Genomic DNA, 13,629 nt, shown 5'->3' on the forward strand with positions numbered 1-13,629 from the left:
CGATGAGTTTGCAAGAGTTCTGGTTCGTGCTGATCGGGGTGCTGTTCACCGGTTACTTCGTGCTGGAGGGCTTCGACTTCGGGGTCGGCATGCTGATGCCGATCCTCGGCAAGGGCTCCGACACCCGAAGGCGGGTGGTGCTCAATACGATCGGCCCGGTGTGGGACGGCAACGAGGTGTGGGTGATCACCGCGGGTGGCGCCATGTTCGCGGCCTTCCCCGAGTGGTACGCCAGCATGTTCTCCGGCTTCTACCTGGCGCTGCTGTTGCTGCTCGTCGCGCTGATCCTGCGCATCTGCGCCATCGAATATCGCGGCAAGATCAACGACCCGCGCTGGCGGGCCCGGTGCGACCTCGGCATCGGCATCGGTTCCTGGATACCGGCACTCGCTTGGGGCTGGGTCTTCGCCAATATCGTGCGCGGGGTGCCACTGAACGAGAAGAAGCAGTTCGCCGGGTCGGTATGGGATCTGCTCGGCCCGTACGCCTTGCTCGGCGGGTTGACCACCGGACTGTTGTTCGCCCTGCACGGGGCGATCTTCCTGGGGCTCAAGACCGGCGGTGAGGTGCGTGACGATGCGCAGCGCACCGCCAAGCTGCTGCTGGGGCCGACCGCCGTCGTGGTCGGTGTGTTCGGCTGCTGGACCCAGCTTGCCTACGGCAATGGGTGGACGTGGATTCCGTTGGCGCTCGCGGTGTTCGGTCTTGTCGCCGCAGCAGTCGCGGTGTTCGCCGATCGCGACGGCTGGGCCTTCACCGGCACCACCCTCACCGTGGCCGCGGCGACCGCGTTGCTGTTCGGGTCGCTGTTCCCGAACGTGCTGCCGTCGACCATCGATGCCGCGTTCGACCTGACTATTCACAACGCGTCGTCCACGCCGTACACGCTGAAGGTGATGAGCTGGGCAGCGGTACTCGTCACGCCGGTCGTGCTGGTCTACCAGGGCTGGACGTACTGGGTGTTCCGCAAGCGGATCACGGTCGAGCAGATTCCGGCCCCGGTGGGGCTGCCACTCGGCCCCGTGCGGGACTGAGCCATGGCCCGCCCGCCCGTCGACCCGCGCCTGTGGCGGTACGCCCGCTCGGCCCGCCGCTACCTGGCGCTGAGTGTCGCACTGTCGCTGGTGATCACCGGCTCGATCGTGGTCGCGGCGGTCATGCTGGCCCGCGTGCTGGCCGGGGTCGTCACCGATCCCGGTCGGCGCACGCTCGGTACGTGGACGACGGAGCTGCTGGTGCTCGCGTTCGCCATCGGCTGCCGGGTGCTCGCCACCTGGCTGCAATCCCGGCTCGCGCACCGGGCGGGCGCGGGCGTGGTGGCGGAGCTCGAAACCGCCGTGCTGACCGCGGGCGCCCGACTGCCGCCACGCGAACTGGAAACCCGCAGAACCGAACTCGCGGTCGTGGTCGGCACCGGCCTGTCCGGACTACGCGGCTACCTCATCGGATATGTCCCGGCCCTGCTGCTCGCCGTGCTGGTGCCGCCGATCGTGCTCGCGGTCATCGCGCTGCACGATCCGATCTCCGGGCTCATCGTGGTGATCACGTTGCCGCTGATCCCGATCTTCATGATCCTGATCGGTCTGCTGACCCAGGGGCGTGCCGAGGCCACGCTCGCTGCCACCACCCGGCTTTCGGATCAGTTGCTCGACCTGTTCGCGGGGATGCCGACACTGCGAGCCCTCGGTCGCGAGTCGGGTGTGGCCGAATCTGGGCCCGTAGGTATGGACTCGGGGTCCGAAAGCGGTGCTGTCAGGGCAAGTTCCGCGGCGGACGTGGCGAATTCGGCGGACGCGCGGCCGGGCACGATGGCGCCACGCGTGCGCGAGCTCGGCGACGCGCTGCGGCGGCGGACCATGCGGGCGCTGCGGATCGCGTTCCTGTCCTCGATGGTGCTGGAAATGCTCGCGACGTTGAGCGTGGCGCTGATCGCGGTGTCCATCGGACTGCGGCTGGTGTTCGGCGAGATGAGCCTGTACGCGGGCCTGGTTGCCCTGGTGCTCGCCCCCGAGGTGTATCTGCCGCTGCGGATGGTGGGGGAGCGATTCCACGCCGCACAGGACGGAATGGCGGCCGCCGACAAGGCCTTTGCCGTCCTGGAGTCCGCGCCGGGCACAACGGTGTCCGGTGGCACGGCGGCACCGCGCTTCGCCGGAGTCGTCGAACTACGCGACCTGTCCGTCCGAGCGCGCAACGGCTTTGCGCCCGACGCATTGACGGCACAGTTGCGGCACGGTGCTGTCACGGTGCTTTCCGGGCCGAACGGCAGCGGGAAATCGACGGCGGTGCAAGCCATTCTGGGTTTGCTCGAGCCGGATCGGGGCTCGGTGACCGTCGACGGCATCGATGTGCGCGAACTGGATCAGGACGAATGGTGGGGCCGCGTGGCATGGCTGCCGCAGCGCCCCGTTCTGGTGCCGGGCACGCTGCGCGAAAACCTCGAACTGTTCGGCGCGAAGGCCGAGTACCCGGCCGCGCACGGACCGGCCCGCGTCGTCGATGATCTCGAAGCCGCCTGTGTGGCCACCGGATTCGACACCGTGCTGGCCGAGCTGCCCGATGGCTGGGACACCGTGGTCGGTCCGGGCGGCGTCGGCCTCTCGCTCGGTCAGCGCCAACGACTCGCGCTGACCAGAGTGCTCGCCGCGGACCGTCCGGTTCTGCTGCTCGACGAGCCGACCGCTCATCTCGACCCCGAGAGCGAGGCCGCCGTACTCACCGCCCTGAAGCAGCGGGCCCGCGACGGTGCGACAGTGATCGTGATCGGCCACCGCCCAACGGTTCTCGCCGCAGCCGATCACATTGTTCCCGTGCACGCCACAGCAGACGATCTGACCGAAGTGGGGATCTGATGGCCACGACAGCGGGCAACCCGACGCTGCTCGGCGACCTGCGCCGGATGTGGGCACTGCTCGCGCTGTCCACGTGGCGGGTCGTCGTGGCCGTGGCGTGGGGCGTGCTGGCACTCGGCAGCGGGCTGGGGCTGGCGGCGCTGGCCGCGTGGCTGATCGCCCGTGCCTGGCAGATGCCGCCGGTGCTGGATCTGAGTATCGCGGTGGTGACGGTGCGGGCGCTGGGGATCTCGCGCGGCCTGTGCCGGTATCTGGAGCGGCTCGCCACCCACGATGTCGCGCTGCGGGCGATGGCGACGGCGCGCACCACCGTCTATCGGACGCTGGCCCGCTCGGACTTCTGGCTGCGTCGCCCCACCGGTGCCCGGCGGTCGCTCGCATCCGCCGCGGCGGGCGGCGGTGTCCCCGCGCCGTTGCGGCGCGGCGACCTACTCGTTCGAATCGGTAGCGACATCGACGATCTCGGTGCCGTCGTGGTGCGGGTGTTCGTCCCCGTCGCGGTCGCCGTCATATTGTCCGCGGTCGCGATCGGCCTGCTCGGCACGATTTCGGTGGCCGCGGCCGCGATCCTGGCCGGGGCACTGGCGCTGTCCGGTGTGGTGGCCCCCTGGTTGTCCGCCAAGGCCGCCCGCGAGGCCGAACGGGCGGTGCGCGCGGACCGCGCCGAGTTCACCGCGCAGGCACTCACGGTGCTCGACCACGCGGCGGAACTACGCGTCGCGGGTCGGCTCGACGCGGCACTCGGCGCGGCCACCGAGGCGGCACAACGCGCGGTCGCGGCCGAGGATGCGGCAGCGGCGCGCAGCGCCTGGTCGGCCGCGGCCACACCACTCTCGATCGGCGCGAGCGTGCTGGGGGCCTTGCTCATCGGGATCACCCTGTACGGTCCGTCCGGTGGCGCACCGGGTGCGATGACACCCATGGCGCTGGCCGTGCTGGTTCTGCTCCCGCTGTCGGCGTTCGAAGCCGTCGGCCCACTGCCCGCGGCGGCTCAGTCGCTGACCACCGCCCGCGCCGCGTTGCATCGGCTGACACAGTTCGACGGTGCGGCGCGCGACCGCGCTGCGGACGAAGGTGTTCTCGCGGATGCGATACGACCCGATCTCGGCGCACACGCGGTGGTGCGTACGGACACCGGCGCGTTGGAAAGCGCCTTGGTGCAACAACTTCCAGAGCTACCCCCGGGCCGCCGGATCGCGGTGGTCGGCCCGAGTGGGGCGGGTAAAACCACCCTGCTCATGGTGTGGGCCGGACTCTTCGACACCCCTCGCCCCGGCGTCACGTTCTTCGCCGAGGACGCCCATCTGTTCAGCACCTCCGTGCTGGAAAACCTCCGTGTCGCCCGCGGCGACCTCACTGCGGAGGAAGCCGAAAAGGCGTTGCGCACAGTCGGTCTCGGTGACTGGCTGGACACTCTCGGGCAGGGAGTGCACACCGACCTGGTCGGCGGCGCGGCCGCCGTCTCGGGCGGCCAGCGCCGCCGCATCCTGCTCGCCCGCGCACTCGTGGCACCGGCTCGGGTGCTGCTGCTCGACGAACCGACCGAGCACCTCGAGGCCGAGGCGGGTGCACAGCTGCTGCGCGACCTGCTCGACGCCGACAGCGGACTGGTCGAACCCGAGCGAACTGTGGTGGTCGTCACACATCAGCTGCCGCCGGACAACCGCGCCGACGTAATCGTCGGGGTCGACGCATCGGCGCAGGTGACGGCCGATTTCGTGGCTCGGGCGGTACCCACTTCCGCCCACCGCGAAATTCCGTTGCCGACCCGCTGACTCCTCGCTAGATTCGTCAGTACACAAGGAAGGAGGTGGTTCGACGAATGTATGTTCATAGGACTTGTGAGGTGGCTGTCCGCTAGCGCCACCGCTGCAACGGTTTCCGTTCGCGCGAGCGCTGAGCGAATACCAGGCAGCCACCCGGCCCCCGAGCCCCCGGTCTAGTCCGACCGGGACCGTGCGATTATCCCGCACCGGTTACCGCTCGGGGGCTGTCCCTTTTTCATAGCTGCGTTTGCAATTCTTGTGCTGCAACATATTTCGTCGGGCGGCGATTAAGCTCGGTAGCGTGGATGGGGACTCGAAACGTAGCCGTACGGCGGAAGGCGCGGCCGCATTGCGCGCCGTGGGTGCCCGCGAGCGAGATCCAGCGCTACGAAACCCGGACAATCTCGCCGAGCACCTGATCGGCCTGCGATACCGTCTCGGCATCCGCATACCACCGGTACGGGCAGTGCTGCTGTGGCAGATCGAACGCCGTATGCCCGGGCTGTACTCCTATGTCACGGCGCGCACCAAACACCTAGATGAGCTGCTGCTCAGCGAAACACAAAACGGCGCAAAACAAGTGGTGATCCTCGGGGCCGGAGCAGACAGCCGCGCATACCGCCTGTCCGATGCGCTCGGTGACGCTGAGGTCTTCGAAGTGGATCATCCCGCGACCGGCGCCTGGAAGCGGGAGCGGTTGCGAAATCTGCCCGATGCGCACTGGGATCGGGTCGGTTTCGTCGCGGTCGACTTCGGCACCGGCACCCTCGACGACGCACTGGTCGGTGGGGGAGTGGACCGCGCTGTTCCCACGGTCTTCCTCTGGGAGGGAGTTACCCCTTACCTGACATCGGCGGAGGTCGACGCGACCCTGTCCGCGATCGCCCGCTTCGCCACGGGCTCCAGCGTGGTCTTCGACTACTGGTACCGGGACGTCTTCGATCGCCCGTGCCCATATCCCGAGGGGGAGAAATATTTTCGCGGGCTGGCCGCGCGCGGCGAACCAGCGCGATCCGGCCTCGACCCGGCAACCCTGGCCGACCATCTGGCCGAACGCGGCCTACAGCTCATCGACAACGCCGGACCGCGGGAGCTTGCCCGTCATCTGCCCGGAGCTCGTCGCCCGATCATGAGCTTCTCCGCGATCGCACACGCCAGGGTGCCGTAGACCGCGACCTAACCGATGTAGCGCTGCAGCCGAGCGGACAGCCGCGGCTCCAGCGGCCCGTCGGCGACGACGCGTTCCTCGACATACGCGAGGTCGCCGCCTTCGACGATGCCGTACAGCCGCTTCGCACCGCCGACGACGATGCCGGACTGGCTGCGGATCACCACGTCGGTGGCGAGTTCCCAGGAGGACTGGGTGAGCGCCTGGCCGTAGAAGAGTTCGACGATGCCGGTGCTGTGCGTGAGCAGTAGTTCGATGACCTCGTCGTTGCCGTCGATGCCGACCCGCCAGAAGCCGCTCTCGCGCAGATCGGGGCCGCCGTAATTGCCCTCGGCATCGAGCACCCAGGACCGGGACTCCCAGGACAGGTAATCGCCGCCGTCGTGCGCCACGATGACCTGCTGGCCGAACCGGTAGTCGCCGCGCTCGGGGTCGTTGCCCTCGCCCTCGCCGCGCCACACGCCGACCATCGGCAGCAGCGCCAGCATGGAGGAACTCAGATCCGGGCCGAGCCGCAGGTTGGCGGTGTCCTCGGGCAGCGGCAGATCCGGTAGTACCGGAATGTTGCGGGCCCCGGTCGCCTTCGCCCGCTCGACGGCCTCGGACACGGCTTGATCGCCGCTCCGGCGACCAGCCGAATCGGTCGGAGCGTTGCCGTTCATGTGTTCACTCGCTCGCTCGGCTGGATCGGAACCCTCGCTCGCGAGCTCACTCATGCCTGAGCCTCGCTGGCGCTCACCTCAGGCACGCGCGATGCACGCTGTGACATGATTCGCTCGCTGCGCTCACTCATGATTCCGTGAACAGCCGGTAGAAGACGTACAGGCCGAACCAGCCGATGAGGATGGCAACGGCCACCAGCAGAATCTCGAAGAAGACGACCACATTCGGAGTCTAACGACATCCGGCCCGTCGTACGCAAACGACCCCGGTGCTTCCCCCCACAGTGGGGAAACCCGGGGCCGTCAGCTGCGTACGGTCGTCTTACTTGGCGACGGCGACGTCCACGGGATGGATGCCCGCGCCGTCGGGACGAACCTCCGCGGAGCCGTTACCGGCCGAGGAGAGCGCCCGCACGGTCCACGAGCCCGGCGCCGCGAAGAAGCGGAAGTCGCCGGTGCCCGAGGCGACGACCTCGGCGGTGAAGTCACCGTTGCCGTCGAGCAGGCGGACGAACGCGCCACCGACCGGCTGGCCGTCGGTGCTCAGGACACGGCCGGTGATGACCGTCTCCTTCTCCACATCGACGCCCGCGGGGATGGCCTGGCCTTGGGTAGGTGCTGCACACATGTTGATTACGCTCCCAACTCGATCGGTGCACCGACGAGGGAGCCGTATTCGGTCCAGCTCCCGTCGTAGTTCTTGACATTGCTGTGGCCGAGCAGCTCCTGCAGCACGAACCAGGTGTGCGAGGAACGCTCGCCGATCCGGCAGTAGGCGATGGTGTCCTTCTCGCCGTCCAGGCCGGCTTCCTTGTAGATCTCGGCGAGTTCAGCGTCGGACTTGAAGGTGCCGTCCTCGTTCGCGGCCTTGCTCCACGGCACGTTGATGGCGCCGGGGATGTGGCCGGGACGCTGGCTCTGTTCCTGCGGCAGGTGGGCGGGGGCCAGGATCTTGCCGGAGAACTCGTCGGGCGAGCGGACGTCGACCAGGTTCTTGCTGCCGATGGCGGCGATGACCTCGTCGCGGAAGGCCCGGATCGACACGTCGGGTGCCGCGGCCTTGTACTGGGTGGCCGGGCGGTTCACGGCCTCGGTGGACAGCGGGCGGCCGTCGAGCTCCCACTTCTTGCGGCCACCGTCGAGCAGCTTGACGTTGTTGTGGCCGTACAGCTTGAAGTACCAGTAGGCGTACGCGGCGAACCAGTTGTTGTTGCCGCCGTAGAGGATTACCTCGTCGTCGTTGGCGATGCCGCGCGCCGAGAGCAGATCGGAGAACTGCTCCTGATTCACGAAGTCACGACGAACCGGATCCTGCAGGTCCTTCTTCCAGTCGAGCCGGACGGCGCCCTCGATGTGGCCACCGTCGTAGGCGGAGGTGTCCTCGTCTACCTCGACGAAGACGACGCCGGGGGCGTTGAGGTTCTCTTCGGCCCAGTCCACGGAGACCAGGACATCGGAGCGAGCCATGTTGTTCCTTTCAGAGATGACTTGCGGATCAGTTCGGTGCCGGGGACGGGGTTGTCCGGCGGAAACGGGCGACCAGGGGATAGATCTGGCAACCCAGGCAGATCCCGAACGCCGCGTTCAAGAACGCGGCGAACAGGGCAAAGCCGGCGAACACCACGCCGACAACTGTGGAGCCGAGCGCGAAGCCCAGCAGACTGACCGCCGCGAAGACCAGACCGAGCAGCTGCGCGAACTTCAGCGGCGGCACGGGTTCGGTTTCGGTGGTCGGTGCCACGCGCGGCGCGACGAACTTCGCGTACAGGCGGCCGTACGGATGCTTGCGCGGTCCGTAGGCGGCGCCGATCGCGAAGACGACGGCTTGAATGGCGATGAGCACCGCGGCGGCGATGGGGGAGAAGATGGCGGCGATCAGCACCAGGACGAGGACGGCGGTGGTGACCCACGCGGCGAAGCGTGGGCCGCGAACATCGACCTGTCCGTTGGGAATTGGCTGATTATGCGAAGTATTGCCGATTTCGGTGGGCATTGTGCGTACTCCTGCGCTTGATGCGTCTGTTGGCTGGAAAATTGCCAGTTCGCCGGGGGATCAACGAGATCACTCGCGCGGCGGACAGAGGTCGGCGTCAGGAAATCTGAAGGAGCCGACCGCTCAGCGGCACAGGCAGCAACAACCACCGAGGCGGCACAGGTCAACTGTGCGGCGTCGGGTGAGCATCAGCTCGTGGTTGGAAAGCACGAACGCAGTTTACCTAATCGGGCGGGAGAATTGGACCCCGGGTTGATCACAGGTGTCCGGGGAACTTGTCAAGGTGCCTGAGCAGGCGCAGCCGGACGCGGTCCGTCGTCAGTCCGCGCATGGCCGGAGCGAATGCGGAGGTACGCAGAACAGGCGCAGCCGGACAAAGTCCGTCGTCAGTCCGCGCATGGCCGGAGCGAATGCGGAGGTACGCCTAAGCGGCTATGGTCAGCGGCTCCAGCGCGGACCGCAGATCGGTCACCTTCGGCACGCCGGAGATCCGAAAGCGTTCGCGGCCTTCACTATCGAAGACGAAGGTGGTCGGCAGCGAGAGCACGTTCAGTTCCTTGGCGAGCACGGGCTCGGCATCGATGTCGACCTCGATGTCCAGCGGCGGCTGCGCCGATTCGGCCAGTTGCCCGGTGACATCGGCGACGACGCGGCGCACCGCGGCACACGGTCCGCACCAGTCGGCGGAGAAATGCAGCACGGCGGGGCCGGTTCCGGTCACGCCGACGGAGGCGAGCAAACCGGCACGCGCCGAGTGGGTTTCGATCACGTCCGCGGCGCGGAACTTGCCGTCGCGGCGGCGCAGCACGACGCCCACCGCCACGGCGGCCAGCAACACCACTGCCAGAATTGTGATTTCGATCATGGTCGCTGCAATCGGTCGAGGTCGATCGTCACGTTCACACCCTTGCCCTCCACCACGATCCACCCGCCGTCCGTGCGGACCTTGGTGGGATGGACACCGAACGGCAATTCCTTGATGTCGATAGTACGGGTGAACCGCGCGAGCACCGCCGGGTGCTCGGTCGCCGGGATCGCCGCGGCCGGAATCGTCTTCTCGTTCCCGGTCTTGGGGCAGAAGCCGGTCGCGACGACGTTCAGCCGGTCGCCGTCGAGCAGCAGATCGGCCTGCACGGCGACCTTTCCGCCGCCGTACTGGCTGCCGGAGAACTCCGGCAGCTTGCCGAACAGGCACAGCGGCTCGTCCTCCGCCGCGGTCAGCCCCGAACCGCCCGAGCCGCCCGTGCCATCGGATTTGTCCGCCACCCGGCCCTGCACCTGCAGGTCGGGGATGTTGAACAGCCGGCCGAGCTCGGTCGGTCCGATCCGCAGCGAACTCTCCACCCGCTCCACCGGCACGTTGCGCAGGCTGCCGTCGACCAGGTCGCTCAGCGGCAGCCGCACGCCGGTCAGCGTCGCTTCGAGCTCGTATTCGCCCGGCGTATGCGGTTGGTTTCCGCTCGCCCTGATCAGCACGCTGTCGTAGCGACCGTCGATGCCCTGGCCGAGGAATTGAATCCCGCCGATGGCCACCGCGGGATCGGCGGGCAGATCGGCGCCCTCGCGTAGCGCGCGTGACACCCGGTATTCCGAGTAGGCCGCGACGCTGAAATCAATGACTACTGCGAGTCCCGCGAGAATCAGCAGCCCGATGATGAGCTTGCGCATTCGTGAACCTTATCGGCCGTACGGCTGACGGTGCATTTCTGGTATCAGACATATCACTCGACGTGACTCGACCACCCGGATGGCGAGGTCATCGGGGTTCACGCGCTAATCTTGCATCCGAATTACCTGTGATCAGCGACGTGGCCCCCGGCAGTGCGGCTGTTGTCCTCGGAGCTACGAGATGGGAGGAGAGCTTATGGAGCTGCTCCTGCTGACCTCCGACCCCGATCCCGAGGCGGTGTTGCCTTCGCTGGCGCTGCTGGCGCACAACGTGCGTCCGGTGCCGACCGAGGTCTCTTCGCTGCTCGAGGCGGGCACCGCGGATGTCGCCCTGGTCGACGCGCGCACCGACCTCGCCGCCGCCCGTGGTCTGTGCCGTCTGCTCGGCAGCACCGGATCGTCGGTGCCGGTGGTCGCCGTGCTCACCGAAGGCGGCCTGGTCGCGGTCAACGCGGACTGGGGACTCGACGACATCCTGCTGCCCGGCACCGGTCCCGCCGAGTTGGACGCCAGGTTGCGGCTGCTCGTCGGCCGCAACGGCGGCGTGGCCAGCCCGGAGAACTCCGGCAAGATCACCCTCGGTGAGTTGGTGATCGACGAGGGCACCTACACCGCGCGGCTGCGCGGGCGTCCGCTCGATCTCACCTACAAGGAATTCGAGCTGCTCAAGTACCTCGCTCAGCATGCGGGCCGGGTGTTCACCCGGGCGCAGCTGCTGCAAGAGGTGTGGGGCTACGACTTCTTCGGCGGCACCCGCACCGTCGACGTGCACGTCCGGCGGTTGCGCGCCAAGCTCGGCAGCGAATACGAATCGCTCATCGGCACCGTGCGCAATGTCGGTTACAAGGCGGTGCGGCCGTCCAGGTCCGCGGCCAAGGGCGAGGCGGTCCCGTTTCCGGAGGACGAGACGGAGGGTACGGACGACTCGCCGCTCGCTCCGGTCAACGGCTCCGTGCAGTGACCTCGGCGGGCCCGTCGGCCAATCCGAAATACCGGTGCGTCATTTTGCGTTCGCGCTGTGTTCAAACCGTCGGGCACGGGGGTCGGACCATCCGCAGCGGTCGTCGAAGCGCGCGGGCGAATCCCGGGCCGCCGCGAAATGCTGGACTACCCGATGACGTTGTCCGGGTGGGAATCCCACCCGGGATTCCGCGTAGTGCGAGGAATGGAGCCCGATGACCGGCGCGGTAACACAGTGGACCGGGCGGCTGGATTCGGACGCGGCCGCCGCCGTTCGGCAACTGCTCGAACGGGCGACCGCCGCCGACGGCGTCGCCCCCGTCTCCGAGCAAGCGGTCCTGTCGCTGAGCGCTGGCGATGATCCCACCGTGCGGCACCTGCTCGCGGTGCGCGACGACGTGATCACCGGCTACGCGAATCTCGTTCCGGCGCATGGCGAACACCCGGCGATGGCCGAGGTCGCGGTCGATCCGGCCGCGCGCGGACACGGCATCGGCACCGGTTTGGTCGCTGCCGCGCTCGCCGAGGGCGGGCCGGGCACCCGGGTTTGGGCGCACGGCGACCTGCCCGCCGCCAAGGCTGTTTCGGCTCGGCTCGGCCTGATCACCGCCCGTGAGCTGTGGCAGATGCGCCGCGCACTAGCAACACCTGAGCTACCGGAGTTGGGCGCCCGCGGCCGGGTGACCGTTCGCACCTACGCGGGCCCCGCCGACGACGCCGAGTTGCTGCGGGTGAACAACGCCGCCTTCGCCTGGCATCCGGAGCAGGGCGGCTGGACCGAACGCGACATCGAGGTGCGTCGCGACGAGCCGTGGTTCGACCCCAAGGGCCTGTTCCTCGCGACCGACACCACCGATCCCGACCGTGTCCTCGGATTCCATTGGACCAAGGTGCATTACGAGGAGAGCCCAGCCGTCGGCGAGGTGTATGTGGTCGGCATCGATCCGGCCGCGCAGGGCCGCGGCCTGGGCCGTTTGCTGACCCTGGTCGGCCTGCACTATCTGCGCGATCGCGGGCTCGCCGAAGTGTTGCTCTACACCGAGGCCGACAACACCGCCGCCGTGCACACCTACACCCGGTTGGGGTTCACTCCGGCGCACGTCGACGTGGCCTATTCCGCGTCCTCAGCTGAATAGCAGGGGCCGCGTCGGGGGCGTCCGAGTAAAACTGCGGCTAATGTCACACATAACGCCCCAATCGCGCTTGGCTGTTCACTCGCCGTTCACTCAGGTCGGTCCAACTGTCAACCACGTGACTTTACGTTGAGTGGTGGGCAGCCCACGGCTGCCTGGTGCGCAAGTTCCCCGCGAACAGCACCACATCACCCGTCCGGGCCGGTGAGGGACCGGGCGAGTAGGACGCCTTTGTCGGAGGAATAGTGAATCTGAAGCGCAGCAGTGCCCTCGTGGGTGTGCTGGCCGTTGGCGCCATGACGCTCGTGGGTTGTGGCAGTGACGACAACACGGGCAGTGGCGATGGCAACACCGCCAAGTCGGACATCGACTGTGGTGGCAAGAAGGCGCTCAAGTCCAGCGGTTCGTCGGCGCAGAAGAACGCGATGGACCGCTTCGTCGCCGCGTACGAGACCAACTGCGACGGTTACACGCTGAACTACACCTCGAGCGGTTCCGGTGCTGGCGTCAACGAGTTCATCGGCGGCCAGACCGATTTCGGTGGCTCCGACTCCCCGCTCAGCGCGAAGAAGGACGAGCCGGCCAAGGCGCAGGAGCGCTGCGGCGCCCCGGCCTGGAACCTGCCGACCGTGTTCGGCCCGATCGCCATCACCTACAACATCGACGGCGTCACCGACCTCGTGCTCGACGGCCCGACCGCCGCCAAGGTGTTCAACGGCGCCGTCACCACCTGGGATGCCCCGGAGATCAAGGCGCTCAACCCGAACGCCAAGCTGCCCTCCGACAAGATCGCGGTGATCTTCCGCAGCGACGAGTCGGGCACCACCGACAACTTCCAGCTCTACCTGGACGCGGCGTCCGACGGCGCGTGGGGCAAGGGCGCGGGCAAGGCGTTCGCCGGCGGTGTCGGTGAGGGCGCGAAGGGCAACGAGGGCTCCTCGGCCGCGGTCAAGAACACCAAGAACTCGATCACCTACAACGAGTGGTCGTTCGCGAAGGCGCAGAACCTGTCCATCGCGCAGATCATCACCTCGGCGTCCAAGGACCCGGTGAAGCTGGACACCGCGTCCGCGGGCAAGGCCATCGACAGCGCGAAGATCAAGGGCGAGGGCAACGACCTGGTGCTGGACACCAGCTCGTTCTACAAGCCGACCGAGGCGGGCGCCTACCCGATCATCCTGCCGACCTACGAGATCGTGTGCTCGAAGTACCAGGACGCCGACACCGCCAAGGCGGTCAAGGCATTCCTGACCTCGGCGGTCAGCAACGGCCAGAAGGGCTTGGACGAGGCCGGCTACGTGCCGATCCCGGACAAGTTCAAGACCCGCCTGACCACCGCGATCAACGCCATCTCCTGATCGAACCGCCATGACCGTGCACCCTGAGGTGACCGCCGCCGGCTCGTCGGATTCGACGGGCCGGCGGGC

13 protein-coding genes are annotated in these 13,629 nt (G+C 67.8%); 7 read left to right on the forward strand and 6 right to left on the reverse strand.

All coding sequences use genetic code 11. The features are described 5' to 3' along the window. Window positions 1-2 precede the first annotated feature (2 nt). The 4 genes from cydB to ACFK0J_RS04425 all read left to right on the forward strand — a co-directional run bounded on the left by cydB (window position 3) and on the right by ACFK0J_RS04425 (window position 5,786). Complete coding sequence (gene cydB / locus ACFK0J_RS04410; protein ID WP_378736807.1) at window positions 3-1,034, forward strand: cytochrome d ubiquinol oxidase subunit II; 1,032 nt, start codon at window positions 3-5, stop codon at window positions 1,032-1,034. 3 nt (window positions 1,035-1,037) lie between these two features. Next, window positions 1,038-2,852 (forward strand): ABC transporter ATP-binding protein/permease, encoded by a 1,815-nt coding sequence (locus ACFK0J_RS04415; RefSeq protein WP_378736809.1) that lies wholly within the window; start codon window positions 1,038-1,040, stop codon window positions 2,850-2,852. Then, window positions 2,852-4,627, forward strand: a complete 1,776-nt coding sequence (gene cydC / locus ACFK0J_RS04420) for a thiol reductant ABC exporter subunit CydC (RefSeq protein WP_378736811.1) — start codon at window positions 2,852-2,854, stop codon at window positions 4,625-4,627. Before ACFK0J_RS04415 ends, cydC begins: the two co-directional genes overlap by 1 nt. 292 nt (window positions 4,628-4,919) lie before the next feature. Beyond that, window positions 4,920-5,786 carry a class I SAM-dependent methyltransferase gene (locus ACFK0J_RS04425; protein ID WP_378736813.1) on the forward strand — a complete coding sequence of 289 codons (867 nt, stop codon included), beginning with the start codon at window positions 4,920-4,922 and terminating at the stop codon, window positions 5,784-5,786. 8 nt (window positions 5,787-5,794) lie between these two features. Here the strand turns inward: ACFK0J_RS04425 and ACFK0J_RS04430 are convergent, their stop codons facing one another. From ACFK0J_RS04430 to ACFK0J_RS04455, 6 genes are all read right to left on the reverse strand, one after another. Further along, window positions 5,795-6,502: an FABP family protein gene (locus ACFK0J_RS04430; protein ID WP_378736815.1), complete on the reverse strand. Its 708-nt coding sequence runs from the start codon at window positions 6,500-6,502 to the stop codon at window positions 5,795-5,797. Window positions 6,503-6,770: 268 nt separating this feature from the next. Further along, window positions 6,771-7,076 (reverse strand): DUF1416 domain-containing protein, encoded by a 306-nt coding sequence (locus ACFK0J_RS04435; protein WP_218473446.1) that lies wholly within the window; start codon window positions 7,074-7,076, stop codon window positions 6,771-6,773. 5 nt (window positions 7,077-7,081) lie between these two features. After that, window positions 7,082-7,915 carry a sulfurtransferase gene (locus ACFK0J_RS04440; RefSeq protein ID WP_378736818.1) on the reverse strand — a complete coding sequence of 278 codons (834 nt, stop codon included), beginning with the start codon at window positions 7,913-7,915 and terminating at the stop codon, window positions 7,082-7,084. A 28-nt stretch (window positions 7,916-7,943) separates the two neighbouring features. Continuing rightward, on the reverse strand, window positions 7,944-8,441 hold the full coding sequence (locus ACFK0J_RS04445) for a DUF4395 domain-containing protein (protein ID WP_378736820.1): 498 nt from the start codon (window positions 8,439-8,441) through the stop codon (window positions 7,944-7,946). Between the two features lie 424 nt (window positions 8,442-8,865). After that, window positions 8,866-9,306 carry a thioredoxin family protein gene (locus tag ACFK0J_RS04450; RefSeq protein WP_378736822.1) on the reverse strand — a complete coding sequence of 147 codons (441 nt, stop codon included), beginning with the start codon at window positions 9,304-9,306 and terminating at the stop codon, window positions 8,866-8,868. After that, a complete protein-coding gene (locus tag ACFK0J_RS04455) occupies window positions 9,303-10,109 on the reverse strand; it encodes a DUF2993 domain-containing protein (RefSeq protein WP_378736824.1) in 807 nt (268 codons plus the stop codon). The genes ACFK0J_RS04450 and ACFK0J_RS04455 overlap by 4 nt, the downstream gene beginning before the upstream one ends. Window positions 10,110-10,305: 196 nt before the next feature. On the opposite strand from ACFK0J_RS04455, the gene ACFK0J_RS04460 reads away from it, so the two are divergent. The 3 genes from ACFK0J_RS04460 (at window position 10,306) to pstS (ending at window position 13,560) form a co-directional block, all read left to right on the forward strand. Continuing rightward, window positions 10,306-11,070 carry a winged-helix domain-containing protein gene (locus ACFK0J_RS04460; RefSeq protein WP_378736826.1) on the forward strand — a complete coding sequence of 255 codons (765 nt, stop codon included), beginning with the start codon at window positions 10,306-10,308 and terminating at the stop codon, window positions 11,068-11,070. Window positions 11,071-11,284: 214 nt separating this feature from the next. After that, a complete protein-coding gene (gene mshD / locus ACFK0J_RS04465) occupies window positions 11,285-12,205 on the forward strand; it encodes a mycothiol synthase (RefSeq protein ID WP_378736828.1) in 921 nt (306 codons plus the stop codon). Between the two features lie 242 nt (window positions 12,206-12,447). Next, window positions 12,448-13,560 carry a phosphate ABC transporter substrate-binding protein PstS gene (gene pstS / locus ACFK0J_RS04470; RefSeq protein ID WP_378736830.1) on the forward strand — a complete coding sequence of 371 codons (1,113 nt, stop codon included), beginning with the start codon at window positions 12,448-12,450 and terminating at the stop codon, window positions 13,558-13,560. Window positions 13,561-13,629 lie beyond the last annotated feature (69 nt).

The sequence above is a fragment of the Nocardia brasiliensis genome (genome assembly GCF_042691675.1).
GTDB classification, from domain to species: Bacteria; Actinomycetota; Actinomycetes; order Mycobacteriales; family Mycobacteriaceae; genus Nocardia; species Nocardia brasiliensis_D.